The following is a 25370-nucleotide window of genomic DNA, read 5'->3' on the forward strand; positions in this document are numbered from 1 at the left end:
TTTGATGGGATTACCACTAAGCAATCCGAATGTTTTGCCCTGGCGTTCAATTAACGAGATCGCTTGTAGTCCGGCACTGATCGTCGCACCCCATCCTGATGATGAAACGTTAGGTTGTGGGGGTGCGATCGCTCTGTTACGCTCTTTAAATTGTCATGTGCAAGTTTTAGTCATCAGTGATGGTACACTTTCACACCCCAACTCTCAGAAATATCCCGCAGATACACTCCTAGCTCTGCGGGAAGCAGAAACCTTATCAGCATTAAAATTGTTGGGTGTAGAGGTTAATCATGTCACCTTCTGTAGAATGCAGGATGGCTCAATTTCAACACAGTATGAAAGTGCAGTAGCTAGTTGTCGTGCTTACATCACAGAAATCGCCCCACAAATTATCTTTTTACCGTGGCGATATGATCCTCATGCAGACCACCGAGCGACGTGGAAGTTAATTCATGCAGTGCTGGATGATTTACGCTTATGTCCCCGATTGATTGAGTATCCTATTTGGGATTGGGACTCAGACCAACGGGGGAGTCTGCCAGTATCTCTTGAGGTGACAACCTGGCGGTTGAATATTGGCGCGGTGGTGGAATTAAAACAGCAAGCGATCGCTGCTTATCGTTCCCAAATTACAGACTTAATTGATGATGACCCAGAAGGCTTTCGCCTGACTCCCGAAATGTTAGCAAACTTCACTCATCCTTGGGAAGTTTATATAGAGGAAAACCTATGAACCCGTTACAATCCAATTCCCTACCACCCAGCTACTTTGATAAACTCTACAGCGAAGATCGTGACCCGTGGAAGTTTGAGACGAGTGAATACGAAGCCAAAAAATATGCTGCCACAATCGCAGCTTTACCCAAAGAGCGCTATCAGTCTGCCTTTGAAATCGGCGGTTCCATTGGTGTTTTAACCGAGAAACTGCAAGAGCGTTGTGACTCACTGCTCTCAGTTGATGTATCAAAACTGGCGCAGGATAGAGCAAAAGAACGCTGTCAGCATCTCTCCAATGTCAAATTCCAGATTATGCGTGTCCCAGAGCAATATCCTAATGAGATGTTTGATTTGACCCTAGTCTCGGAAGTTGGCTATTACTGGAGTTGGGAAGACCTGAAAAAATCCCAACAGTACATTCTGGAACACCTGGAACCCGGAGGACATCTACTTTTAGTTCATTGGACACTCTATGCCCGTGATTATCCATTGAGTGGGGATGAAGTTCATAACTCGTTTTTTGAGTTGACCCCAAATAAACTGCGGCATTTAAAAGGTCTACGGGATGAAGAATATCGACTTGATTTATTCGAGCGAGTCTGAGAATTGAAGAAGGAGACAAGGGGAATTGTCTCCCTATCCCTTATCCGTATAGGTGACGCGTTCAGAGCAAGGGTATAATATCAACTTTAGTTAAATACTGATAACATCTGTAGGTTGGCTTGAGGAACGAAATCCAACGCTTGATCCTTGTTCATGTTGGGTTTCACTGCCGTTCAACCCAACCTACTAGCGCGGCAAGCTTAACTTATTGGGTTGAGTAATCATAGAATAGTTTTACTTGGGACTTTCTAGGTTTTTTTAAACCCAATGTTTTAAGGTTGACGTGCTACTACATTGATCAATTTTATTATCAGTAATCACCTGAACTTGATATAAGACCCCCACTGTTGCGTAAGCTTCCCGCAGGGTAAGACTCTTTACGTGGTTCCAAATCATCTGGGGTTGAATTCCCTTCGAGTTTGCTCCAACTGAGCCGCAAACTCTCAAGACGCAAGCGCAAATCTCCAATTGCTTGTTCAATTTTCACAAATTTCCAGCGCGAAGCCCACTTTTTTTCTTCCTGCTGGCGTTCTTCAACTAATTCAAACAACTGACCAAAGGTATAAGGTTGCGTCAATTTCTGCACAAGCCATTGGGCTGAAACTCCCAGCATTTCTGCCAAGGACGCGACGCTGGGATGATCTGGTTGATAGCCATTAAGAACGTACCACCACATCAGTCGTAATTGGCGGCGGGCGATAAAACGAGTTTCGATAGCCGCTGCTGGCTCGACTACAAATGGTTGCTGTTGCCTTCCCATTTCTATCCATTTACTTAGCTGATTGGCTAAACCAACATTTGTACGGCCGATTTGTCTTGCTGAAGTTACTACCCGCACTAGAGAACTGTGGCGAAAACGGGCATTTACCCGTACCAAAGCCCGGTAAAAAGCTACATCTTCAGGAGTCCGCACTGCTGGTAAGCCTCCTGCCAGTGCATACATTTCTGCTGTCACTGCCAAACTTGCTCCATAGTGTTGATAATGGCGGGGAAAACTGTCATAGGGGTCGGGATCAAGATAAGTTTCTAATTCAGTAATTAAATAGCGGTAGCCTACTTCACGCAGATAGCAAGCTCTGGCGTAAGGCTCTAGAGAGGCACGACCAGTGCGCTCAACGAGAATTCGCCCACCGACAGCATCAGCACCAGAAATAATTTCGTACAAGTTAGCAGCAATCCAAGTTGGACTTACCTGCGAGTCTCCATCAGTTGAAGCAATTACCCCTCTTGGGCGTCCTAAGCTACACAAACGGTGGTATGCTTCATCCATCAAAATCTGACGCACTCGACCAATATAGGCTTCTGCAGGAGGCAGAGATTTTTCAACTACATGCAGTGCGATATCTGGATGTTGCCCCGCGAAACTCCGAGCTATAGCTGCTGAATCATCGCTACAATTATTTGCCAACAAAATTATTTCGTAGCGTCTGGGATCTAAAAGCTGTCCTTCTAGATCAACTTGATGTATCAGGGCAGTAAGGGTTGCTGCCAACGTCTGAGCTTCATTGCGAACTGGAACAATTACACAAACTTCACAATGCGGTGATGGCGGTATTTGGACTAAAGTTTGAGAAAAATCTTTCTCGATCTGGACACATGGAAAGTCAGCAACGAGGAGCAAGCGCTGACTTTCCATAAAAACCATTTTTCCATCTCCAGGAACAGCAACACAGTCTTTCATCTACGCTCGGAAATATTAATATTTATAACTCTATTTTGGATATTTTCTCATTTATTTGGAATCCACCTACAGTATGATTAGTGTTGATTAAAACTTTCGGAAAACAAGCTATAAAAGACTAAAGTTTATCTGCTTTTAGTAAATATTTACTAATTAAGGCATATTTCTTATATATTTTTTGCCAAAGTCAAATCTCAGACTATGAAATCATACTTAAATCATGTATTCTATTGATTTTTCTTACTGATAATCAGTCTGAAGATGGAGACAATTAATATTGCAATTTATTAAAATTCATTATTAATAGTAACTAAATAAGACCAAAGCAGATTTATGCAAAAACTTAAACATAAGGTTAATAACCTGCTTTTTGGTCGTTATAAACATTTAAAAGGTAATTCTAAAAGCACATTTATTCATAGTTTAGATCGGCTCAACCTTTCCTTGGGCGATGTGCGAGATGTTTTTGAACCTTACTTGGTAATTTTCTTAACCGCAGATCATGATTGGAATCTAGCTCAAGTGGTGAGTTATATCTGCCGTTTGCAACCCTAACCACGTTTTTGATTCGCACTTAAGAAAGAAGCTGCAAATTAATTTTTATTACACAATAAGTTAATTACATGTACATAGAAAAAATTATCAAAGTGTGAAGATGGCAAATTTAACTGAATTTACATTATTTGCTCCTCGCAACAAAGGGGTTGCTTTAATTGGGTCTTTTTCGGATTGGAAAGAAATCCCAATGCTAAAAGGTGAAGATGGTTATTTTCGCACTCAAATAAAACTGGAAGATGGCGTTTATCAATATAAATTTCGCATTCAAACCAAAAGTCCAAACTTTGTACCTGATGAATGGATAGATATCATTGATCCCAAAGCAACAGATGTTGATGAAACAGAAAAATATAGCATAGTCCGCATTCAAGATGGGCAACGCATTGTTGATACTTACGCTTGGCAACATGATGAAATGCCGTTGCCTGATAACCGGGAATTAGTTATATATGAAATGCACGTTGCAGATTTTACTGATGATGAAGTTGACTCTGACAAACAAGGTAAATATTTAGGGATAATTGCTAAGTTAGATTATCTTTGTGAATTGGGAATTAATGCAATTGAATTAATGCCAGTTAATGAGTACCCTGGTGATTATAACTGGGGCTATAAAGTTCGCCACTTCTTTGCTACAGAATCTAGTTATGGTTCAACAGAAGATTTAAAGCGGTTGATTGACGAGTGTCATGGTAGAGGCATTCGCGTCTTTATGGATGGAATTTATAACCACACAGATGAAGAATGCCCTTTAATACTGATTGATCGAAATTACTGGTACTACGAACACAAGCATTATCCTGAAGACCCAGATAATTACTGGGGGCCAGAGTTTAACTATGATTTTTACGACAAAAACTTAAATATTAAGCCTGCATGGGAATACATCGGCGATGTGGTCAAATTCTGGATTCAGGAGTATCACATTGATGGAATTCGCTTTGATGCAGTGCGGCAATTGGCTAACTTTGAATTTCTCAACTGGCTGACTAAGGAAGCAAAAAACTATGCTGCACCCAAGCAATTTTACAACATTGCTGAACATATTCCCGATACAAACACTGTAGTCAAGCCAGATGGCCCATTAGATGCTTGTTGGCATGAGAGTTTTCGGTACTTTATAGTTCCATATATTTGTGGGAAATCATTTGAATTAGAACAACTCAAGCAGATTTTAGATCCCAAACAGCAGGGTTATGCGATCGCTACCAATGTGATCAATTATTTGGCAACCCACGATCGCGAACGTGTATTACGAGAATTAGGTAATTGTGGCATCTTTAACGCCTCCGCATTTGAACGAGCCAAGTTAGCAGCTGCTCTATTAATGACAGCGATGGGTGTACCGATGCTGTGGATGGGAGAAGAGTTTGGCGAATACCAGCAAAAAAGCCAAGATGTGACTAAGCCGCAGAAGATTAATTGGTCTTTGTTGTCAGGCGACCAGAATCATGATTTATTTGAGTATTATCAAAAACTTATTGCTCTACGCCAGCAAACTCCAGCTTTGCAAAGTGACAATATTAAGTTTTTCTACGAAAATGCAGATGAGAAAGTGCTGGCTTATACCCGTTGGGATGAGCAAAATTCTCATATTGTTGTCGTGGCAAATTTCTCCGATCAGAATCTAAATCAATATAAAATTTCAGACTTCCCAACTGCTGAGTCTTGGCGAGATTGGGGCGGTAATCGAGAAGTGGAATCTGGAGAGGATGGTTTAGTCACTGACTTGCCAAGCTATACAGCTAAGATATTTGTTTTGCAGTAGACAAGAATTCAGATGCTTACTACTCAGGTAAGACATTAACTGAATGGTTACTCAAATTCTGTTCAAGATAGCGTGGATCGCTTCCTCTTAGGTGCAAAAGCAGTGCTGTAACTAATCCACTGATAGCTGCCACCAAGAAGGTAGTTTTATAGTCAATATTCTCCACTATCCATCCACCTAGTAGGGGAGCAAGGATGGTAGCAGGGGCGATAAGGGTATTACCAAGACCAATATAGGCTGGTCGTTGGCGCTCGTTCCCAAACTCTAAGGTCATTTACCGCAGCAATATTTTGCAGAGCCACCATACCTATTCCCGCTCCTATAAACACCAAGTAAAACCAGTTTGCATTTGGTGCCAGCCAAGCTAAAACCGAACTGAACGTACAGGCGACACAACCAGTTTGCAAGACCAACTTGTAACCTGTGCGATCGCCTACCCAACCCAAAACCAATCCAGCAATAGTTTGTGTGACCATCAGTAGACTAGTAATTAACCCAACAGATGCTTCTTCCATTCCATATTGGTGTACGGCATAGAGTGTATAGAAGGGAAGTGGCATCAGCGCTAACTGTGACAGCATACGTGCGCTCACAAAGTAACGGAAATTCCCATCGCACCGGAGAATCACACTCAGATTGTCCCAAAATTCACGTTTAGTTTCAATGGCAGATAATGGGGTGCTTATCCCAAAACCAAAAAATCCACTTTCAATAATATTGACAGTAAAGTTATGGCGAAGGTCTTTTTGAATTTCCGAATTGAGCATTTTTAAAGATATTGCAAGTTTGGTGATTTATTCCTCTATTGGGAAAACTCAGGCTGCATTTAAAACAGGTTTACCTTCTTTTTTTAGGTACTTAGTAAGTAGTAAGTACCCACAAAAACCTGAGTTCCATAAATTTTTCCCAAATGCTGTACTGAAATCACTATCGGAGAATTTTTTTGTAAAATATTCCAATTTCTCCGTCTGCAATGTTTTTGGCAATTCCGGCTCCATCAACAAAGCCCAAATACTGTAAACTCTGATTGTGCGTTGGTAGCCGATGGATACACTGTTATAGACAACTATGAGCTACTGTCTAAATCCTGCTTGCAACAAGCCCCTCAATCCCGATGGCACACAATTGTGCTTTAGTTGTGGGACAAAACTGATATCGCTGCTGCGAAATCGCTATCGAATTATTCGTCCGTTAGGAGGTGGGGGATTTGGCAGAACTTTTTTGGCAGAGGATGGAGACAAGCTCAACGAAGTTTGTGTTGTCAAGCAGTTAGCACCTCAAGCCCGTGGAACTAACGCCTTGAATAAGGCGACTGAACTGTTTCAACAAGAAGCGTACCGTCTGCAACAGCTAGGAGAGCATCCTCAAATTCCCACTTTGTATGCCTATTTTAGGGAGGATGACTATCTGTATCTGGTACAGCAGTTCATCCAGGGACAAACTTTAGGGCAGGAATTGAAACAGCAGGGAACTTTCAGCGAAGATAAAATCTGGGAAATTTTGCGGGAATTATTACCTGTGCTGAAATTTATCTACGAGCATCAGGTAATTCACCGCGATATCAAGCCAGAAAATATTATCCGTCGCTCCCAGCCAAATACTAATTCCCTTTACTCAACAAGACTTGGGGCAAATCTGGTATTGATTGATTTTGGTGTAGCCAAGCAGTTAACAACCATAGAGATAGAACAAACAGGAACGAGCATTGGTTCCTATGGCTATGCACCTATAGAACAGATGAAGTTAGGCTTGGCATATCCAGCTAGCGATTTATTTAGTCTAGGCGCGACTTGCTTTTATCTATTGACGGCAATTCCCCCATATCATCTGTATATGGAGTCTGGCTATGGTTGGGTAGCGCACTGGCGGAAACACTTGAAATCTCCCATATCTGCAAAACTAGAGCAAGTGTTAGACAAGCTGTTGCAAAAAGATATTGAGCATCGCTACCAGTCAGCAGATGAAGTTTTTCAAGATGTGCAGCCTCAGCCACCACTAACACCAATTCCACGTCAGCTAGCTATTAAGCCTTTGCTGTCAAGGATTGGTCTAAAATCAACAGTTTTGCCCGAAACTGTAATTCAACCAAAAATCCTGCTGCCAAATAAACTTTTAGTGTGTGGTGCTGGTGCTATCTTGCTTTTAGGATTAGGAGGATATTTGTATTGGCGGCAAAGTTTGCCTCTAACTGGACATTCAGGCGAAGTTAATTCTCTTGCCTTTAGACCAATTCTCCGCAATTTCTCCCAAGCGAGAATATTAGCTAGTGGCAGTGATGACAAAACTATCAAAATTTGGAATTTAAACGCTCGACTGCAAACCGCCACTCTTCAGGGTCATTCAGATTGGGTTTATGCAATAGCTATTAGTCCCGATGGTCAAACCCTTGTTAGTGGTAGTAAAGACAAAACTATCAAAGTCTGGAATTTGAACACAGGCAAGGAAATACGCACTCTCTTGGGTCATTCCAGTTATGTGAATTCTGTTGCCATTAGTCCCGATGGTCAAACCCTTGTCAGTGGTAGTTATGACAAAACTATCAAAATCTGGAATTTAAACACAGGCAAGGAAATACGCACTCTCTTGGGTCACGAAGGAGAGATTTTGTCTGTTGCTATCAGCCCAGATGGTCAAACTCTTGTTAGTGGCAGTACAGATAACACTATCAAAATCTGGAATTTGAACACAGGCAAGGAAATACGCACTCTCTTAGGTCATTCAAGTGATGTGAATGCCGTTGCCATTAGCCCAAACGGCCATCTGATGGTCAGTGCCAGTGATGACAAAACCGTTAAACTATGGAACCTGAACACAGGCAAAAAACTACGCACTTTTGTGGGACATTCTGCCGATGTTAATGCTCTGGCCTTCAGCCCAAATGGTGAAAATATCGTTACTGGTAGTGATGACACAACTGTAAAAGTTTGGAATTTGTATACAGGACAGGTAATACACACCTTTGAAGGGCATACTGCTGAGGTTTATGCTGTTGCTTTTAGTCCAGATGGAAAAACGTTGGTTAGTGCTGGTAAAGACAAGACTATCAAGATTTGGCAAGTACCGTAGCAATTTTTGCCAATCATTTATGCAAGGGTAACTGTACCGTATAACAGCGTTACGAATTAGTAGCTACTTTACCTGTATACAGTTGTAGACACAAGGAATTCCACGAAATCCTAATTATGTGTAACTACTAACTATATATATTGATGTCACATTGGGCTAAATTGAGGCGATCGCCTGCCATTTTTTGGCAATAGCATACCATGAACCCTTTCCTCCGTTACGATTAAAATCCCCACCTGAATTTCTCACAATTCCCGCGATTGTACTCCTGACCTTAATTATTCTGACGCTTGGGTTCTTCTTTTAAAGGGATAAAAAAGAGAGCAATCATCCCAGGAATGGTCAGCAAACAAATCAAGATAAAAAATAATGGATAGCCAAATGCGTTTTGCAAATAACCGCTAATTAAACCTGGTATCATCATGCCTAAAGCCATGATGCCAGTGGATATGGCAAAATGAGAAGTTTTATATTCGCCTTGGCAAATATACATTAAATAGACACTAAAGGCGGTAAACCCAAAACCATACCCAAATTGCTCCAAGGAAACCAAGGGATACACTAATGTTAATGAAGGTTTACTGTAAGCCATATACACATAAAATATGTCAGGTAAGTTCAAAGCTAAAGCCATAGGAAACAGACACTTTTTTAATCCATATTTGGAAATTAGCAACCCTCCTAATATCCCTCCACAAATTAGTGAAATCACCCCAAATGTTCCGTAGACTAATCCGACATCTGATGTAGATAGCCCTAAACCTCCTACTTCTGGTTTGTCTAATAAAAATAAAGAAGCTATCTTGACAAGCATTGCTTCACCAAGTCTGTAAAGCAAGATAAATGCTAAAATATTTATAATTTTATCCTGAGCAAAATATGAGCTAATAATTGACCAAAAAGGGATATTTTTTCTAGCTTCTATTTGCCGTTGATTCTCTGATTCAGGTAAGGGTAAAATTAAGCGATGTGAAATAAACAGGATTGCTAAAATTAAAGCTGAGAAGCCAATAGCTATAGTCCAGCTTAAAGGAATGTCGTTGAGAGATATTTCAAGCTGTCCTGCTAAAACTACTAATATTCCAGAGCCAAAAATGACAGCCATTCTATAAAACAGTGAGCGAATACCAACAAAGAAGGCTTGTTGTTCTGGAGATAAAGCCAGCAGATAGAAGCCATCTGTAGCAATATCATAAGTTGCAGAAATAAATGCTCCTATTGTTAATGTTGCGAGGGAGATGAAAAAGAAATTTGGCAGTTGTAAGGAGAAGGCTATCAAACCTAAACAACCAAACATAGCAAATTGGGTATAAAGTATCCATTTACGTTTGGTAGAGTAAATATCGACAATTGGGCCCCAAAACATTTTGATAACCCAAGGTAGATAGAGAAAACTTGTCCACAAAGCAATTTGAGCATTATCTATTCCCAGTTTTTTGTAAAAGATTACAGAAACTGTGTTGATGATGACGTAAGGGATGCCGGAGGCAAAATATAAGGTGGGGATGAAAGTCCAAGGAGAGTTTGTTTGATTTTTCATGGATTTGGTTCCAGACTCTGGCTTTTTGCCATCAGTAAAACCTTGTTACGATGCTTTCCCACTTTCCATACTGTTCCAGCATGTCTAGTCTCAGTATCCAGAGGATGCCATTAAGAAGGATGCAGTGGTCATCTTTAAGACCTACCTATTCGTAGTTTTTGTGGTGTAACCTGCTTCCACTGTTCGCACCCTTTTTTAAGATATAAATGGTTTGAAAACACGCCCAAGCCTCGGAATTGATTCCGAGGCGGGATGACAAAGAAGTGGAAGATTTAAAAGATGTTGGTAATGATAAAAATGTCAAGCAAAGGTAGAAAAACCGAGATTCGGGGGAATATCCTGAATCCGCCCAGGCCCGATCGCTCGTAATGCTTCTTTGAGTAAAATATCCCCAGTATACAAGGCACGTCCGACAATCACACCAGTCACACCTTGAGGTTCTAACGCCAACAAACTCAATAAATCGGTGACAGAACTTACCCCGCCAGAAGCAATTATCGGGATGGAAATTGCTGCTGCAAGTTCTCGCAAAGCTTCTAAATTGGGGCCTGTAAGCGTACCATCCCGGTGGATATCTGTGTAAATTATGGCGGCTGCGCCCAATTCTTGCATTTGTACAGCCAGTTGAGTTGCTAAAACTTCTGAGGTTTCTAACCAGCCACGAGTTGCTACTTTGCCATTACGAGCATCAATACCGATAATAATCTGTTCAGGAAATTCTTGGCAGAGTTCTTGAACTAACTGGGGTTGTTCTACGGCAATAGTGCCGAGAATCGCCCACTGTATACCCAGATTGAATACTTGTTGCACGCTGGTGCGATCGCGCAATCCTCCACCAATTTCAATGGGTACTGACACCGCTTGAGCGATCGCTTCAATTGCCCCCAAGTTTACTACTTTACCTGCTTTAGCACCGTCTAAATCAACTATATGCAATCTAGTAGCACCTTGATCTACCCACTGTTTGGCAACATCAGCAGGATTTTCGCTAAAAACTTGTGAGCGATCGTAGTCTCCTTGATACAGTCGCACACAGCGACCTTCTAGTAAATCAATTGCTGGAATTACGTCCATTTACCTTTTCCTCATTGCAATCAAAACGCTAGCTATAGCTGAATTTACTATTCTTCATTTTTCATTTTTAATTGCCTTACAGCTTGCCCAAAACCTAGCACAAGCAAGATGTTAGAAAGCGTCAAAAATAGTTCTGCGCCACCGTGTAACCAATCTACATTAGCTAAAGACTCACCATAATGCAGTTGAGCGTAAATTCCGGCTGGGATGGTGATCGCAACAAAGACAAGAGTGCCGTAAAATCCATACAGCGCCAAACGCGGCATTTGCGGACTGCGGCTGATAAACCACAAGAAACCCAAATAGGGAAACAGGGAAAGTGCAAACAGGGTTTCTTTAGAAATCATTGCTCTGATTTGATAGGTTTTGGTTCAACAGTGTTGACAGATTTGGTAGAACGCCAAATCAAAAACGCCGCTGCCCAAAGCGTAAAATTACCAACTAAAGTCATGGTAGCTTGAAGCGTTACCATCCATTCTAGAGATTGGGCGTTGTCGAAATAATGCCAGGTACAGGCACACATGGCGCTGACTAAAGCTGGTAACATGGCAAGGGATAATCCCCACCAATTATGGTTATTAGTGAGTTCGCCGTAAGTCCAGATTAACCAAATGGCGGCAATCCACTCAATAACGCTAGAAACATGAATAATCCAGGTGGGAATCGAAAGGACGTGCATAAGAAAGTTAAGAGTTAGGAGTTGGGAGTTGTTTCTATCTTCCTCTGTTACCAACTTTGAAAATAGAGCTTGTGAATGAGTTTACTATCTGTATCAACGACAGATGTTCTGTATAAAAAAATTGTTAATCTCAAATCTAAAATGGTCAAAATGCGGGCATTATTGTCTGGGTATTACGGTAAAGGTAATGGTGGTGACGAAGCTTTGTTGGCAACGCTTTTGCAAATGTTACCATCTCACGTAACGCCTGTGGTGCTTTCTGGTAATCCAGAGGAAACGCGCGATCGCTACAATGTAGAAACTTGCGATCGCATGGCTCCCTTAGCTGTACTACAAGCTTTACGCTCAAGTGATGCCTTGATTTGGGGCGGTGGGAGTCTGATTCAAGATGTTACCAGTACTATCAGCCCATTTTATTATGGCGGGCTGATGGCATTAGCGCAGAAAATGGGTTTGAAAACTGTTGCTTGGGCGCAGGGTATTGGGCCGTTAGTGCGTCCACAAACTCGTTGGCTGGCAAAGCAAACCTTTGGTAATTGTACCAAGATTAGTGTCCGCGATCGCGCCAGTGCGGCTTTATTATCTGATTGGCAAATTCCTTGTATTATAGCTCCTGACCCGGTTTGGGCGTTGGAATCTCAACCAGTCCCAGGACTTTGGGATTTACCTGCGCCGAGAGTTGCGGTAACGTTGCGATCGCATCCCCAACTTACTCAAACACGTCTGGCAAATTTAACTCGTGCTTTGGTAGATTTTCAAAAAGCTACGCAGGCTTTCATTTTATTACTGCCGTTTCAAAAAAGTGAAGATTTAAGTATTGCCGAAGCCATTCAACCACATCTTAAAGATGTCAGCAAGATTTTGTGTCTGGAAGATCCGCAACTATTAAAAGGTGTGTTTCGCGGCGTGGAAATGGCAATTGGGATGCGTCTGCACAGTTTAATTATGGCTGCGGCTGTTGGTTGTCGCTGCTTTGCTCTTAGTTATGATCCTAAAGTAAATCGTCTCATGGAAGACTTGGAAATGCCTGGATGGGATTTAGCTAGTTTACCAGATGATCCCAACTTGATTAGTCTGACTTGGATGGAGCATTATGCTAATGGTGAACCTCTGCCGCCAGAGCAAATTCAGTCTTTAGTGGATAGAGCATTGATGCACCGTGAATTGTTAAGTGAAACGTTAATTTAAGCAAGAATTGAAAATAGTAAAACAATTAACAGCATCAAGCACTTCAATAGATTAAAAGTCTTGGTTAAGATGAAAATCACAAATGTTCCAGAGTATTTGTTTAAGCCTGTGTACTTTCGGGCAATGGAAACAAGGCGAAATGATGGAATTATTAAAGATGAGCTAGCTGTTAAATTACTGGATCGAATGACTCCCGATTGCCCTATTGTTGATGACTGGACAATACAGTTTGGTATTGCAATTCATACTTTACTAGTCGATAATGTTGTCAAACAATTTCTACAACAACGTCCTACTGGTGTAATTATTACTCTCGAAGGCGGACTTTGTATGCGATCACTCTTACTAGATAATGGTCAAGCTCAATGGTTTTGTGTTGATGCTCCTTATGTTAAACCATTTTGGAATAAATTAATTGGAAAATCTGCACGTAATCACTTTATCCCCTCTCTTGTGACAGATTTGGCTTATCTTAATCAATTCACTGACCAAAATCAAGAAATTTTATTTATTGCAGAGGGAGTATTTTTGTATCTAAAAGAAGCCGAAGTTAAACAGGTTATTTTAACTATCCAACAGAGATTTGCTGCATCAGAAATTGTTATGGAAGTTATTGGTAAATTTATATTGAACAGCACACAGTTATTTCGCTCTAAAGCAATTCCGGGCGGTCGTTTTCAATGGGGGATTAATGACTGTAAAAAAATGGAATCTTGGAATCAAGGCATTACTCTCATCAATAAGTACTTTTGCTACGACTACTATAAAAAACGTCAAGGTTTAATGAATATTCTCCCTTTTATAGTTGGCGGCAAAAATCGACTTCTTAAAGTTGCTCATTTTCGGCTTTCTGGATAATCACACAGTAAGTCATTTAAGTAGCACAGGATACTCTAGAACTAGATTAAATAATTTTCCAAAATATCCGTGCTGAGAATATAAACTAGTGACTCGTTTTGCCGCTAACAATCCCTGACCACTGTACTTTTTTCTCATTCTCTCGGCGGTAAGAAAAGAAATGCTCTGGAGTTTGGAAAGTACAATAAGGTGCGATCGCAATTTGTTCTGCACTAATCCCCATATTTTCCAATTGTAAGGTATTGACTCGCCGCACATCCAGCCTTACCTTTCCAGGATCGGGGTCTTCTAGTAAAGGTGAATTTGGTAGTTCATGCAATGCAGTTATAATTTTTTCTTCGTCATTATCTGATATAATGCTAGCCCCGATTTCCGCAGCCACTTCGATAGAGACTTGGTAAACTTCACCAGCGATCGCTGGGCCCATCGCAATGCGTAAATCATCAAGTTTACTGCCTTGAGATTGTAATCTAGCGATCGCTAAGGGAACAATCTTCTTAGCAGTCCCCCGCCAACCTGCGTGTAATGCCGCCACCCGTCCAGTTTGCACATCCCCAATTAGTACGGGTGTGCAGTCTGCGCTAGCTACCCAAACAGCTTGTAGAGGCTGTTCGCTAATTAAACCATCTGCCGATGCGAAATCCTCCTCAGCAGAGCTTAAGAAGCTTTCAACTTCTTGAGGGGTGAGAACAGTATTGCCATGAACCTGCTTTAAGCGATAGACTAATGCCTCTGGTTGCAATACTTCTGTGATAACTTGTGGCGATCGCGGCCAAAACTGCTGGGTAAAAAAGCCGTGATGCCAACGTTCCAGAATACTACAAGTTAGATAGGGCAGTCCTTCCCAATTGCGCCAGTGCCAAGTGTGCATCTTCAACCAAACCTAAACGGAAAATCACTCATCAGCCAATCAATGCTAACTTGAACAACGGAATTTGGGTTAACTGCTGTGGGATTTAATCTGCAAAACTTAGAAACAGCCTTGCAAGCAGGGCGTAAGTATACATATTTACCATTTTCCCTTCACTTTTTTGAAAGCGTCTCCTCAACCAACCAAACCCTCTGGAACTTACTCAACCAAGGGGCTATTTCAGGAACAGTAGTAATCGCAACTCAGCAATCTGCTGGGCGGGGACAATGGGGACGCCAGTGGATTTCTCCAACTGGGGGATTATATATTTCCGTGGCGATTTCTTTTGACCACAAAATAGAGGCTACTGACAGCTATCAGCTAACTTTCGCTACGGCTTGGGGAATTGCGTCGCAATTGCGCCAACGCGGCGTAGATATTGGGATAAAATGGCCCAACGATTTAGTTTTAAATGGTCGCAAACTAGGCGGCATTTTGACAGAAACCAAAGTAAACAAAGGACAAATCACTCAAGCAGTAATTGGTGTTGGTATTAACTGGACAAACCCAGTCCCAGAAACTGGAATCAATCTGGAATCGTGGCAAGCATCCCAAGATTTCAGACCAATCTCGTGTCTGGAAATGCTCACCTCTACAGTCTTGCTGGGAATAGAATCCGGTATGGAGTGCCTTTTTCAAGAAGGAATAAGCATACTCTTGTCTCGCTATCTAGATTTGCTTACAAACATGGGCGATCGGGTTTACGTCAATAATCTTTCAGGTACAGTAGTTGGAGTGACTCCTCAAGGAAATTTACGAGTTGATTTAGAAACACATGATACAAAGGAACTAATTACACCGGAAATTTATATTGAACCCGGTACAATCAGTTTGGGGTACCATAAATCTTCCGTTTAAATTTGAGGTTTGTTCAAAATTTCGCTCTTTGGGCAAGACAAACCACTAGCATCATCTCTTTAGGCTAATTACACACAACTGAGAGAACAAATGACGCAGCGCAAAAATTCTGCCCCTTATCGTTTGCATTACTTATGGCAGCAAGGTTTGACGAAAAAACGCTTTGCCTTGACGCTACCAGCCCAGAGCCTCTGTTGGCTGAGTAGTGTTAGCCTCCTTAGCGGTGGCTTCGTGTTTGCCCAAACGGAAACACAAATAGACAACATCGTTCCCACTGTTGAAAGTTCTCAACCAACAGCAGTTACAAATCCAGTTAAAGCCTCGACTCCTAAAAAACAGGCTGTCGCACCGGATGCAACACCAGCGCAACCGGAATTTTCCCAACGACGAGCCAGACTCAGACAGAGACTAGGTAAGCCAGAGGTTGCTCAATCAAAAGAGCCAGTTAGGCAGTCTACACCCAAAATCGAAACTGCTGAACCTGTTGTGATTATCAGACAGTCAAAGCCCAAGGTGGAAGCTTCTCAGGTTACTCCTGTAAGAGTGAGACAGGAAAAACCCAATACTCCCGTCCGCTATGCACCTGAAAAACTCCCAGAAGTTGCTCAACCATCAAATAACTCGAACAGCCCTGTCAGTGCAACTGCGGAGAAAACCAAGGATTATAATAACGCCTATATTGATCCTAATAGTTATGACAGTGGTGCTACAGGTACTTATCAAGCACCAAACTCCGTAATTCTCACAGAACGCTCCAGTGGCTGCCGAGCCATTTTGCCTTCAGGGCAAAGCGTATTAGGCGGCGTTTGCGCCAAAGTACCCCAAAGGAGTGTAGCTGATTCTAATGGTAAAGCAGCACCTACTTGGCTCAGAAGAAGTGAAAACGCCCAATTACCAGTAGTTTCACCCGTGCGGCAGGTTGCAACTACTGGCAACACCAGCAGATGGCGTGCTGCTCAAAGTGATTCTACTGGTGACAGCAAGAGCGCATTTCGCCCGAATCGGTTTATTCCAAGTCCTAGCGAGTTCAGCCCCACAAGAGTGAGTGCAACTCCCATTGCACCGAGCGGCGGGACTTTACCTCCACCAATGGCAGATGGTAACATTGCACCCCGCCCCAGCAACGTAGCTTATGACTTCTCACTAGCATCAGTATTGCCGCAAATCCCCTACACGGGGCGAGTTGCTTATAGTGGTACGGGAATGATGTATCCACTGACTATTCCCGCTCCCATTACTTCTTTGTTTGGTTGGCGAGTTCATCCAATCACAGGTAATCAACGCTTCCATGCTGGTACAGACTTGGGTGCGCCTGCGGGAACACCAGTTTTGGCAGCTGCTGCTGGTCAAGTGGAAACTGCTAACTGGATGGGTGGTTATGGTTTAACCGTTATCCTAAATCACAAATCTGCTGAACAAACTCTTTACGGTCACATGTCAGAAATCCTTGTTCAACCCGGTCAGTGGGTACAACCTGGAACTGTCATCGGGCGAGTTGGCAGCACTGGGGCTTCCACAGGCCCTCACCTGCACTTTGAAGTCCGTCACCTAACACAAGATGGGTGGGTTGCTACTGACCCAGGCGTGGAATTACAAAGTGCCCTCAGCCAGTTAGTGCGAGGCTTACAAACCGCCCAGGTAAGCCAGCAACCAGGTAGCTAGAAGAAGTTGAGGAGCAGGGGAGGCAGGGGAAAAATAACTAATGCCCCATGCCCCATACCCAATGCCCAATGCCCAATTACAAATACCCGTGTTCTGCTAAGAATGCGGGTGTAATACCATCTATACTATTGTCATCAGGGGTTGTGGTGTGTGGATTGCCAGAATAAAGGAATTTTTCCACGTATTTGCCGAGAATATCCCCTTCTAGATTCACCAAACTGCCAGAAACCAAATAGCGAAGATTTGTCTCGGTGTATGTGAGAGGAATTACCGCCACCTTGAATTGGGAGAGTTCTGGCTCATAAGCGGCGACTGTGAGACTGATGCCATTGACGGCAATGCTACCTTTAGGGACAATGTACCGGGCGATCGCAACGGAAGCAATAAAGGTCATTTCCCAAGAGCTAGCCGTTTGTTCGGCCACTAGCAATCGACCGATGCCGTCTACATGACCCATCACAAAATGACCGCCAACTTTGCTGCCTACCCTAAGCGACGCTTCTAAATTGACATATCTTTGTTGCGTTTGCTCACCTCCCAGAGTCGTGCGGCGGAGAGTTTCCGGTGAAGCCGTGGCAATAAATCCGTCTTTTAAAACTTGTTCCACTGTCAGGCAAACACCATCTACAGCAACACTGTCACCATAAGCCAAATCTTGCATAATTACTTCACCCGACTGGCTTACACAAGTAATTTGCCAAGAATCGCCCCCTAAGGGTTCCATCGTTCCTAATGCCTGGATTAATCCTGTAAACACGGCTTTTTTGTCAAACTAACTCTATTTATTGCCTAATTTTGGCTGAAATCAATTGGTAATTGTCACAGAAATTGAGAACATCCAAGTATATTTTCTGACTTTTTTTCGTATAGGAATATTAACACATTAGCATCCTTCACAAGGCATACTTGGGTAAGAAGGTTATTGTCTAAGAAGACCAATTTGACTTACTCTGGTTTTCACCACAAGTTCGGAGTTTAATAGAAGCAATTATAGAGAACGAATGCTTATGTTTATTAGTCTCGCTAAACCGCCCAAAAAAGGGTACTATTTGTTACACAGCATCCAAGGTTCTCAAAGCATTGTAGAGGCCTAGCCAATGATTGAAATGAAAGTCGCTGGCATAGCATTAGATGCCATAACCCGCAGCCCGATCGTACTTTTGAAAGATTCTTCAGATCGGCGGGCTTTGCCAATTTACATTGGTCAGGAACAGGCTAGGGCCATTATGGGCGCACTGGAGAATCAGAAGCCTCCTAGACCCTTAACTCACGACCTGATTGTGAATCTTCTAGAGACTTGGAATATGACTCTAGAAAAGGTGATCATTCATTCCCTGCAAAAGGATACATTTTATGCAGCTTTAATTGTCCAACAAGGCGAGGTCAAAAAAGAAATTGACGCGCGTCCTAGCGATGCGATCGCCATTGCCCTCCGTACAAATACCCCCATTTGGGTAATGGAAGAAGTCATTGCCGATGCTTCTATCCCTGTTGATCGCGATGCAGATGAAGCCGAACAGCAAGCCTTCCGTGAATTTATTTCCAATCTCCGTCCTGAAGATTTGATCAAGCGCTTTGGTAATGGCGACAGCTAGGAGAGTGCTGAGTGCTGGGTGCTGAGTGCTGAATGCTGAGAAAGAATAGAGAATCTTAAAGAATAAAAATAAGTTCTTTATTCTTTCTTTTTCACTTTGTCATTCTTGTACAGAGACTATTAATCGTGTTTCTACTCAGGATGGGCTAAACCCTAGCTATCCGCTAACAGCACTCACTATTCAGGACTCAATTTATGAAATACCGACGCTTTGGAAAAACGAATCTGCACCTCTCGGTTTTTTCCTTGGGAACAATGCGCTACTTGGCTGATTTTGAAAATGCTCACCAGACCATCGAACAAGCCTTAGTGCTAGGAATTAATCATCTAGAAACCGCCAGAGGTTACGGCAAAAGCGAGGAATATCTTGGTAGGGCGCTAAAAGCTGGGTTGTCATTACCCCGAACGAGGCTTTATGTCACTACTAAAATCTCAGCCACAGCAGATGCTGATACCATGCGTCGCTGCATCGACGAATCCCTAGAACGATTACAGCTAGATTATTTAGATTGTTTAGGCGTTCATGGTTTGAACACTTGGCAACATTTAGAGTGGGTGCAAGCCAAAAATGGCTGTATGCAAGCTGTAGAGGAAGCTGTTGCTGATGGTCGAGTGCGACACGTTGGTTTTTCCAGCCACGGGTCATTAGAAGTAATTCAGGCTGCAATAAACACAAATTTTTTTGAATTTGTCAATCTGCATTATTACTATTTTTTTCAACGGCACGCACCAGCGATTCAACTAGCTGCCGAAAAGGACATGGGCATTTTTATAATTTCCCCTGCTGATAAGGGAGGACGCCTCTACACGCCACCTCAAACTCTAAAAGACCTATGTCACCCGTATTCACCCCTAGAGTTAAATTATCGATTTTTACTTTCTGACAACCGTATTAATACTTTGAGTATCGGGCCAGCCAACCCAGATGAATTAATAGAACCTTTGCGAATTGCTGACCAGGATGGAGAGTTAACATCAGCAGAAATTTCCACTTTCTGGCATTTAGAAAATCACCAAAAAGTTGCTTTGGAAACTGATAAGTGTAGCCAGTGTTATGCTTGTTTGCCCTGTCCAGAAAATATCAATATTCCAGAGGTATTACGGTTACGTAATCTCGCAGTGGCATACGACATGAAAGACTATGGACAATATCGTTACGGAATGTTTGAAAATGCCGGTCACTGGTTCCCTGGAATGAAAGGAAACCGCTGTACAGAATGCGGTGACTGTTTGCCTCGGTGTCCAGAAAAATTAGATATTCCAGCTTTATTGTCAGATACTCACCAGAGATTAAGTGGGAAAGCAGGTCGGAGATTGTGGGGATAAAAATGTAAACAGGAGTCAGTATTCTGAATTCTGAATATCCGTTACCCTAAGTATGGGGGTCACCACCCAGTCACACATTCGTCATTCTGACTTCCGGCTCCTAAGTTCTGAGTTCTTTATTGGTAAAATTTATAAAGATTAAAAGAATTAGGAAGATCCGCCCAAGCTGGGTATATCGCGGAAAGAAAGATGAAAATTAAAAAAAAAGAAATATCCTCCGCCAATCACTGACGGTTTTCCGCTACAGTGGACGGGCTGTAAGCTTAGTATGGACTACTAGCCGATCGCTTACTATTCTTTTGGCTAGTTTAACAATAGTTGCTGGTCTTTTACCGGCGGCGATATCCTACATCAGTAAGTTAATTGTGGATGCAGTGGTATTTGCCTCTCAAGTTAACTCACAAGGCAATGGTTTAGTCAATATTTATCCCGCGCTATTTTATGTAGGATTAGAAGCGATCGCTGTAATTTTACTAGCAGGCAGTCAGCGGGGAATCATCATTTGTCAGTCGTTGTTGCGGGCGCTAATGGGTCAGCGGGTAAATGTACTCATCTTAGAAAAGGCGCTGACACTGGATCTTAGGCAGTTTGAAGATTCAGAATTTTATGACAAATTGACCAATGCCCGACGAGAAGCATCAGTTCGTCCTCTTTCCCTAGTAAGCCGCACCTTTGGATTGGTGCAAAATGCCCTTTCCCTGATTACCTACGGGATTTTGCTAGTAAATTTCTCAGGTTGGGCGGTGGTGGTACTGATTTTGGCCGCTATGCCAGTATTTATTGCGGAAACAAAGTTTGCTGGGGAAGCCTTTCGCTTGTTTAGTTGGCGTGCGTCAGAAACTCGTCAACAGCACTATTTAGAAAATCTATTAGCAAGAGAAGATTTTGTCACAGAAGTCAAACTCTACCAGCTGGGAGAGATGTTGCTAGAACGTTACCGCAGCCTGTTCGATCAACTCTATGGCGAAGACCGCGATTTGACTCTGCGGCGAGGACTGTGGGGATATCTCTTGGGTTTAGTCAGTACTGGGGCTTTTTACCTAGCTTATGCTTGGATTGTGTTGGAAACAGTGCTAGGTAAGATTTCTTTGGGAGATATGACAATGTATCTCACCGTTTTTCGCCAAGGACAATCTACTTTTTCCAATGCCCTCACTTCTATTGGAGGGATGTATGAAGACAACCTATATTTATCAAATCTCTATGATTTCTTGGAAGAAGAAGTACCAAAATCTTGGGGTAAGGCAACCATTGGTTTAAATCCTCAAGATGGTATCCGTTTCGAGAACGTATCATTTACTTATCCGGGAAGTTCTAAGCCAGCATTGACAAATATTTCGCTGCATTTGAAACCCAGAGAGAAACTGGCAATTGTGGGTGAAAACGGTTCCGGTAAGACTACCTTAATCAAACTACTTACCCGACTCTACACGCCAGACTCTGGGCGAATTTTCTTAGATGGCTTGGACTTGCAAGAATGGGATGTGGATGTATTGCGGCGTCGCATTGGTGTGATTTTTCAGAACTTTGTCCGCTACCAGTTCACTGTGGGTGAGAATATTGGCGTCGGCGATGTAGAACATCTTGAAAACAAAACCCTCTGGCAAACTGCTGCCCAAAAAGGTATGGCCCAATCATTTATTGACCAATTACCCCAAAGCTTCCAGACTCAACTTGGTCGTTGGTTTAAAGGAGGACAGGAACTTTCGGGGGGACAGTGGCAGAAAATTGCGCTGTCTCGTGCATTTATGCGATCGCAAGCAGATATCTTGGTGTTAGATGAACCAACATCAGCAATAGATGCCCAAGCTGAGTTTGAGATTTTCAATCATTTTCGCGCTATTACTCAAAATCAGATGGTACTTTTGATTTCCCATCGCTTCTCAACGGTACGAATGGCTGACAAAATCCTAGTTATAGAAAACGGTGAAGTTATAGAACAGGGAACTCACGAAGAGTTGTTACAGCTAGGAGGACGTTATGCCAAGTTATTTCTGTTACAAGCAGCTGGTTATCAATAAGATGTGAGCTATTTTGTGAATTTAGATAGCGATGCCTAGGTTGGGCTGCGCCTACGCTCACTTTGTACAAAGCACATAACATCTCTATCTAACCACGTTAAACTGTGCAGTAAACATGGGTCACTAGATGCTCCGTATCGTTCATTGTTACCTGATAAAACTATGCAAATAACACAACAGCGATACTATACCCCAGAGGAATATTTAGAGCTAGAAGAAGCTGCTGACTACAAAAGTGAATACATTGACGGGCAAATAATTCCTATGGTGGGTGGGACGATAAATCACAATCAAATAGCACTTAACTTGAGTACTGAGTTGAATTTTGCTTTTAAAAAGCAGAACTACCGGGTTTTCATGGGTGATGTTCGTCTATGGATACCCCAAAAGCTTACCTACACCTATCCAGATGTGATGATTCTGGCAGGTGAACCAGAGTTTTTTAACAACCGAAAGGATATAATTCTGAATCCACAGATTATTGTTGAGGTTTTATTAAAATCTACTAAAGGCTGCGATCGCGAGGATAAATTTCAGGCTTACCGGACAATTTCTACGTTTCAAGAATATCTATTAATTGACCAAACTCGGATTCATATTGATCAATTTTCCAAAACTGGGAAAAAACAATGGACGCTTCGTGAATATGATGAAGAAGATGAAGCGATCGCATTTGTAACCGTACCCTTTGAGATTTCTCTACAGGATTTATACAACAAGGTAAACTTTGAGCCTTAAATTATACTAGTATATTTATACTAATAGCAGCCTCAAGCCGCTAATCTGTAGTATCTGCAAAGGATTAGATGCTAATGAATATTGATCAAGCAAAAGAAAAATTTAACTCACTATATACAGAATTAACACAAAGCTGCATAAAAATTGAGACTGAACAGGATGCACGGTTCCAAGTTATTGACCGAATTTTGACAGAAGTTTTGGGATGGCAGAGAGAAGAAATTCTTACAGAGCCTCATACAGACAGTGGCTATATTGATTACCTAATAACGTCTAGAGGACGCAGCAGGCTTGTAGTGGAGGCGAAGCGAACATCAAAGCTACTGATTGATACTCGTCAACCACGTATGGCTTGGTACAAAGTTGGTGGTTCTGCGCTTGAGTCAGCAGCAGATGGATTAAATCAAGCAAAACGCTATTGTACTGACAAAGCTGTGTTGTTTTGTGCCTTGACAACAGGTTTTGAGTGGATTGGCTTCTGGGCCCTTCGTACTGACGGTAAGCCTCCAAGTGAGGGTAAAGCAATTGCATTCCCTAACCTTGAATCTATTCAACAGAATTTTGCTACCTTCTACGACGTGTTCTCACGAGAGGGAATCTTAGAAGATTTATACAAAACGTACATATATGAGGCGGAAGGATTAAAAATTAGTCATAATGAATCTCTTTATTCAGTACTTGAGAATTCTGATAGATATTTACTTACAAAGTCTGCATTATTCAAAGATATTGAGAATGTCTACCACAGCTTTTTCACTAGTATGTCAGGGGAAGACGATCCTGATATGCTTGCCAAATGTTTTGTGGAATCAAAAGAAAGTAGAGAAGCCGATGAAAATTTACAAAAAATAACACGAAACTTATTGAATAGAATTGATATTGTTAATTCAGCGAAGGGTATTGAGCTACAAAATCAAATCCGTAATGCTGTAGAATTACAAAAAGGAGAATTTGTTTTAATAATAGGTAATAAAGGAGCTGGTAAAACTACATTTATCGATAGATTTTTTCGTTTAATATTAGACAAGAGTCTTAGAGAAAATTGTTTATTAATTAGGGTTGATTTAGCTGATTCTAATGGGGAAAAAGCTACTATTACTAGTTGGCTAACAGAGAAACTCAAAATTGAGTTAGAAAATGGCTTGTTTAAGGGTGAATATCCATCATATAGCGAACTTCAAGGAGTATTTTATCAAGAATATCAAAGATGGAGATGTGGTGAGCGGAAGCCTTTGTATGAAAGGAACAAAAATGAATTTAAGGAAAAATTTGGAGAATATATTGCAGATTTTACTGAAAAACATCCAGATGATTATGTAATGAAATTGATTAAAAATGCTACTAAAGCAAGAGGATTAATGCCATGTATAGTTTTTGATAACACTGATCATTTCCCACAGATATTCCAAGAAGCAGTGTTTCAATATGCACAATCTATATATAGAAAAGTTTTTTCATTTATTATTTGTCCAATAACAGATCGAACGATTTGGCAGTTGTCAAAGTCAGGCCCACTACAGTCATATGAAAATCAAGCTTTTTATCTTCCTGTACCGTCTACAAAAGACGTTTTAGCTAAACGGATAGAATTCATAAAAGAAAAAGCAATAGAAGATTCAGAAGGGAGTAAAAAATACTTTACTAAAAAAGGTATTCGCTTATCAATTCCTAACATTAGTGCTTTTGCTTTTGCTGTAGAAGATATATTTATTAATGAAGATTACATAGGACGCATAGTAGGGTGGCTCTCTAATCATGATATCAGAAGAAGTTTACAAATTGCTCGAAGAATTATCACTTCACCTATTATTGAGATTTCTGTACCTGTAAATGCTTATGTAATTGGTAAAAAGTCTCACATCAGTCATTGGCAAATAAAAAAAGCACTATTAGTTGGAGATTATAATCACTTTTATCAAAAAGATAGCAATTTTATTTTAAATCTTTTTGAAGTTCAACCTAGCAGTATCACAAGCCCACTACTGAGGTTATCTATACTACGCTTATTATCTGACACATATTCTGAGAACTCAGATGCAGAAAAGAATTATCTGTATATTGATGATATTTTAAATTATTTTGAGCCTGTAACAATCAACAGGATTCTAGTTAAGGAACACTTAAAGGCTCTTCTGGATTATCGCCTCATTGAAACCTATGACCCAACTGATGCAAATATTTACGAATCACAAAGAGTTAAAATTACTCCTTGCGGACGTATACATTACGAATTTGCTGTTGAAGAAAAAGAAGGAATTTATATAGGTCAAATGGCTTTAAATACGCCTATCGCTAGTCAAAGTTATCTTATGCGTGTGCGTGATTTTCTTAAAAAGAAAAGAACTCGACAAGATTGGGTAGTTATTATTAAATTATTTGTTGAATATTGCTTGCAACAAGATAGTCTATATATTTCTTTACCTCAAAAACAAATTTATGATAGCCAAAGAAAATTACGAGAACGCATCAGTCAACGTTGGACTTAAGTAAAAATTCATTATCAGGATGCTAAATAATCAAACCTCACCC

At 41.5% G+C, this 25370-nt stretch carries 23 protein-coding genes; 14 read left to right on the top strand and 9 right to left on the bottom strand.

Features of this window, described 5'->3' with window-relative positions:
* Positions 1 to 4 precede the first annotated feature (4 nt).
* Positions 5 to 733, top strand: a complete 729-nt coding sequence (locus HWQ44_RS03740) for a PIG-L deacetylase family protein (protein ID WP_292715025.1) — start codon at positions 5 to 7, stop codon at positions 731 to 733.
* Positions 730 to 1320, top strand: coding sequence for an SAM-dependent methyltransferase (locus tag HWQ44_RS03745; protein WP_292715027.1), 591 nt, complete (start codon positions 730 to 732; stop codon positions 1318 to 1320). Before HWQ44_RS03740 ends, HWQ44_RS03745 begins: the two co-directional genes overlap by 4 nt.
* Before the next feature lie 310 nt (positions 1321 to 1630).
* On the opposite strand, the gene HWQ44_RS03750 is transcribed toward HWQ44_RS03745, so the two are convergent.
* Complete coding sequence (locus HWQ44_RS03750) at positions 1631 to 3001, bottom strand: glycosyltransferase family 2 protein (RefSeq protein ID WP_292715029.1); 1371 nt, start codon at positions 2999 to 3001, stop codon at positions 1631 to 1633.
* 333 nt (positions 3002 to 3334) lie between these two features.
* On the opposite strand from HWQ44_RS03750, the gene HWQ44_RS03755 reads away from it, so the two are divergent.
* The gene (locus HWQ44_RS03755) at positions 3335 to 3556 is read left to right on the top strand and encodes a hypothetical protein (protein ID WP_292715031.1); all 222 of its coding nucleotides are present in this window, start codon (positions 3335 to 3337) and stop codon (positions 3554 to 3556) included.
* Positions 3557 to 3656: 100 nt separating this feature from the next.
* The gene (locus tag HWQ44_RS03760; RefSeq protein ID WP_292715033.1) at positions 3657 to 5327 is read left to right on the top strand and encodes an alpha-amylase family glycosyl hydrolase; all 1671 of its coding nucleotides are present in this window, start codon (positions 3657 to 3659) and stop codon (positions 5325 to 5327) included.
* Positions 5328 to 5346: 19 nt separating this feature from the next.
* Here HWQ44_RS03760 and HWQ44_RS03765 read toward each other — a convergent pair whose 3' ends face one another.
* Positions 5347 to 5601: an MFS transporter gene (locus tag HWQ44_RS03765; RefSeq protein WP_292715036.1), complete on the bottom strand. Its 255-nt coding sequence runs from the start codon at positions 5599 to 5601 to the stop codon at positions 5347 to 5349.
* Entirely contained in the window at positions 5546 to 6094 is a 549-nt protein-coding gene (locus tag HWQ44_RS03770; protein WP_292715038.1) for an MFS transporter, read from the bottom strand. Before HWQ44_RS03770 ends, HWQ44_RS03765 begins: the two co-directional genes overlap by 56 nt.
* 301 nt (positions 6095 to 6395) lie before the next feature.
* On the opposite strand from HWQ44_RS03770, the gene HWQ44_RS03775 reads away from it, so the two are divergent.
* Positions 6396 to 8393, top strand: a complete 1998-nt coding sequence (locus tag HWQ44_RS03775) for a serine/threonine-protein kinase (protein WP_292715040.1) — start codon at positions 6396 to 6398, stop codon at positions 8391 to 8393.
* A 274-nt stretch (positions 8394 to 8667) separates the two neighbouring features.
* On the opposite strand, the gene HWQ44_RS03780 is transcribed toward HWQ44_RS03775, so the two are convergent.
* From HWQ44_RS03780 to HWQ44_RS03795, 4 genes are all read right to left on the bottom strand, one after another.
* The gene (locus HWQ44_RS03780) at positions 8668 to 9933 is read right to left on the bottom strand and encodes an MFS transporter (protein WP_292715043.1); all 1266 of its coding nucleotides are present in this window, start codon (positions 9931 to 9933) and stop codon (positions 8668 to 8670) included.
* A gap of 300 nt (positions 9934 to 10233) precedes the next feature.
* Complete coding sequence (gene hisA, locus HWQ44_RS03785) at positions 10234 to 11007, bottom strand: 1-(5-phosphoribosyl)-5-[(5-phosphoribosylamino)methylideneamino]imidazole-4-carboxamide isomerase (protein WP_292715046.1); 774 nt, start codon at positions 11005 to 11007, stop codon at positions 10234 to 10236.
* A 47-nt stretch (positions 11008 to 11054) separates the two neighbouring features.
* Complete coding sequence (locus HWQ44_RS03790) at positions 11055 to 11354, bottom strand: DUF3593 domain-containing protein (protein ID WP_292715050.1); 300 nt, start codon at positions 11352 to 11354, stop codon at positions 11055 to 11057.
* Complete coding sequence (locus HWQ44_RS03795) at positions 11351 to 11686, bottom strand: DUF2499 domain-containing protein (RefSeq protein ID WP_292715053.1); 336 nt, start codon at positions 11684 to 11686, stop codon at positions 11351 to 11353. Before HWQ44_RS03795 ends, HWQ44_RS03790 begins: the two co-directional genes overlap by 4 nt.
* Before the next feature lie 150 nt (positions 11687 to 11836).
* Here HWQ44_RS03795 and csaB point away from each other — a divergent pair, with 150 nt between their 5' ends.
* Together csaB and HWQ44_RS03805 are read left to right on the top strand one after the other, a co-directional pair.
* Positions 11837 to 12874: a polysaccharide pyruvyl transferase CsaB gene (gene csaB / locus HWQ44_RS03800; protein WP_292715110.1), complete on the top strand. Its 1038-nt coding sequence runs from the start codon at positions 11837 to 11839 to the stop codon at positions 12872 to 12874.
* Between the two features lie 69 nt (positions 12875 to 12943).
* Positions 12944 to 13732 carry a hypothetical protein gene (locus HWQ44_RS03805; protein WP_292715055.1) on the top strand — a complete coding sequence of 263 codons (789 nt, stop codon included), beginning with the start codon at positions 12944 to 12946 and terminating at the stop codon, positions 13730 to 13732.
* Between the two features lie 85 nt (positions 13733 to 13817).
* On the opposite strand, the gene pgeF is transcribed toward HWQ44_RS03805, so the two are convergent.
* Positions 13818 to 14603, bottom strand: coding sequence for a peptidoglycan editing factor PgeF (gene pgeF / locus HWQ44_RS03810; protein WP_292715058.1), 786 nt, complete (start codon positions 14601 to 14603; stop codon positions 13818 to 13820).
* Positions 14604 to 14681: 78 nt separating this feature from the next.
* Here pgeF and HWQ44_RS03815 point away from each other — a divergent pair, with 78 nt between their 5' ends.
* Together HWQ44_RS03815 and HWQ44_RS03820 are read left to right on the top strand one after the other, a co-directional pair.
* Positions 14682 to 15500: a biotin--[acetyl-CoA-carboxylase] ligase gene (locus tag HWQ44_RS03815; RefSeq protein WP_292715061.1), complete on the top strand. Its 819-nt coding sequence runs from the start codon at positions 14682 to 14684 to the stop codon at positions 15498 to 15500.
* 90 nt (positions 15501 to 15590) lie between these two features.
* Positions 15591 to 17162: a M23 family metallopeptidase gene (locus tag HWQ44_RS03820; RefSeq protein WP_292715064.1), complete on the top strand. Its 1572-nt coding sequence runs from the start codon at positions 15591 to 15593 to the stop codon at positions 17160 to 17162.
* 76 nt (positions 17163 to 17238) lie between these two features.
* Here the strand turns inward: HWQ44_RS03820 and HWQ44_RS03825 are convergent, their stop codons facing one another.
* On the bottom strand, positions 17239 to 17919 hold the full coding sequence (locus HWQ44_RS03825) for a riboflavin synthase (protein ID WP_292715067.1): 681 nt from the start codon (positions 17917 to 17919) through the stop codon (positions 17239 to 17241).
* A gap of 340 nt (positions 17920 to 18259) precedes the next feature.
* Here HWQ44_RS03825 and HWQ44_RS03830 point away from each other — a divergent pair, with 340 nt between their 5' ends.
* The 5 genes from HWQ44_RS03830 to HWQ44_RS03850 all read left to right on the top strand — a co-directional run bounded on the left by HWQ44_RS03830 (position 18260) and on the right by HWQ44_RS03850 (position 25327).
* Positions 18260 to 18757 (top strand): bifunctional nuclease family protein, encoded by a 498-nt coding sequence (locus HWQ44_RS03830; RefSeq protein WP_012406891.1) that lies wholly within the window; start codon positions 18260 to 18262, stop codon positions 18755 to 18757.
* Between the two features lie 194 nt (positions 18758 to 18951).
* Positions 18952 to 20082 carry an aldo/keto reductase gene (locus HWQ44_RS03835; protein ID WP_292715069.1) on the top strand — a complete coding sequence of 377 codons (1131 nt, stop codon included), beginning with the start codon at positions 18952 to 18954 and terminating at the stop codon, positions 20080 to 20082.
* Positions 20083 to 20294: 212 nt separating this feature from the next.
* Positions 20295 to 22103, top strand: coding sequence for an ABC transporter ATP-binding protein (locus tag HWQ44_RS03840; protein WP_292715113.1), 1809 nt, complete (start codon positions 20295 to 20297; stop codon positions 22101 to 22103).
* Between the two features lie 162 nt (positions 22104 to 22265).
* Complete coding sequence (locus HWQ44_RS03845; RefSeq protein ID WP_292715071.1) at positions 22266 to 22841, top strand: Uma2 family endonuclease; 576 nt, start codon at positions 22266 to 22268, stop codon at positions 22839 to 22841.
* Between the two features lie 74 nt (positions 22842 to 22915).
* The gene (locus tag HWQ44_RS03850) at positions 22916 to 25327 is read left to right on the top strand and encodes an AAA family ATPase (RefSeq protein WP_292715072.1); all 2412 of its coding nucleotides are present in this window, start codon (positions 22916 to 22918) and stop codon (positions 25325 to 25327) included.
* Positions 25328 to 25370 lie beyond the last annotated feature (43 nt).

The sequence above is a fragment of the Nostoc sp. JL34 genome (assembly GCF_017114945.1).
GTDB lineage: Bacteria > Cyanobacteriota > Cyanobacteriia > Cyanobacteriales > Nostocaceae > Nostoc.

Excerpts from the sequence above, each read along its gene's own strand:
- HWQ44_RS03770 (WP_292715038.1), bottom strand. The coding sequence starts at position 6,094 with ATGCTCAATTCGGAAATTCAAAAAGACCTTCGCCATAACTTTACTGTC.
- HWQ44_RS03805 (WP_292715055.1), top strand. The coding sequence starts at position 12,944 with ATGAAAATCACAAATGTTCCAGAGTATTTGTTTAAGCCTGTGTACTTT.
- HWQ44_RS03795 (WP_292715053.1), bottom strand. The coding sequence starts at position 11,686 with ATGCACGTCCTTTCGATTCCCACCTGGATTATTCATGTTTCTAGCGTT.
- pgeF (WP_292715058.1), bottom strand. The coding sequence starts at position 14,603 with ATGCACACTTGGCACTGGCGCAATTGGGAAGGACTGCCCTATCTAACT.
- HWQ44_RS03845 (WP_292715071.1), top strand. The coding sequence starts at position 22,266 with ATGCAAATAACACAACAGCGATACTATACCCCAGAGGAATATTTAGAG.
- HWQ44_RS03775 (WP_292715040.1), top strand. The coding sequence starts at position 6,396 with ATGAGCTACTGTCTAAATCCTGCTTGCAACAAGCCCCTCAATCCCGAT.
- HWQ44_RS03850 (WP_292715072.1), top strand. The coding sequence starts at position 22,916 with ATGAATATTGATCAAGCAAAAGAAAAATTTAACTCACTATATACAGAA.
- HWQ44_RS03790 (WP_292715050.1), bottom strand. The coding sequence starts at position 11,354 with ATGATTTCTAAAGAAACCCTGTTTGCACTTTCCCTGTTTCCCTATTTG.
- HWQ44_RS03740 (WP_292715025.1), top strand. The coding sequence starts at position 5 with ATGGGATTACCACTAAGCAATCCGAATGTTTTGCCCTGGCGTTCAATT.
- HWQ44_RS03760 (WP_292715033.1), top strand. The coding sequence starts at position 3,657 with ATGGCAAATTTAACTGAATTTACATTATTTGCTCCTCGCAACAAAGGG.
- HWQ44_RS03830 (WP_012406891.1), top strand. The coding sequence starts at position 18,260 with ATGATTGAAATGAAAGTCGCTGGCATAGCATTAGATGCCATAACCCGC.
- HWQ44_RS03820 (WP_292715064.1), top strand. The coding sequence starts at position 15,591 with ATGACGCAGCGCAAAAATTCTGCCCCTTATCGTTTGCATTACTTATGG.
- HWQ44_RS03750 (WP_292715029.1), bottom strand. The coding sequence starts at position 3,001 with ATGAAAGACTGTGTTGCTGTTCCTGGAGATGGAAAAATGGTTTTTATG.
- HWQ44_RS03835 (WP_292715069.1), top strand. The coding sequence starts at position 18,952 with ATGAAATACCGACGCTTTGGAAAAACGAATCTGCACCTCTCGGTTTTT.
- HWQ44_RS03745 (WP_292715027.1), top strand. The coding sequence starts at position 730 with ATGAACCCGTTACAATCCAATTCCCTACCACCCAGCTACTTTGATAAA.
- HWQ44_RS03780 (WP_292715043.1), bottom strand. The coding sequence starts at position 9,933 with ATGAAAAATCAAACAAACTCTCCTTGGACTTTCATCCCCACCTTATAT.
- HWQ44_RS03755 (WP_292715031.1), top strand. The coding sequence starts at position 3,335 with ATGCAAAAACTTAAACATAAGGTTAATAACCTGCTTTTTGGTCGTTAT.
- HWQ44_RS03765 (WP_292715036.1), bottom strand. The coding sequence starts at position 5,601 with ATGACCTTAGAGTTTGGGAACGAGCGCCAACGACCAGCCTATATTGGT.
- csaB (WP_292715110.1), top strand. The coding sequence starts at position 11,837 with ATGCGGGCATTATTGTCTGGGTATTACGGTAAAGGTAATGGTGGTGAC.
- hisA (WP_292715046.1), bottom strand. The coding sequence starts at position 11,007 with ATGGACGTAATTCCAGCAATTGATTTACTAGAAGGTCGCTGTGTGCGA.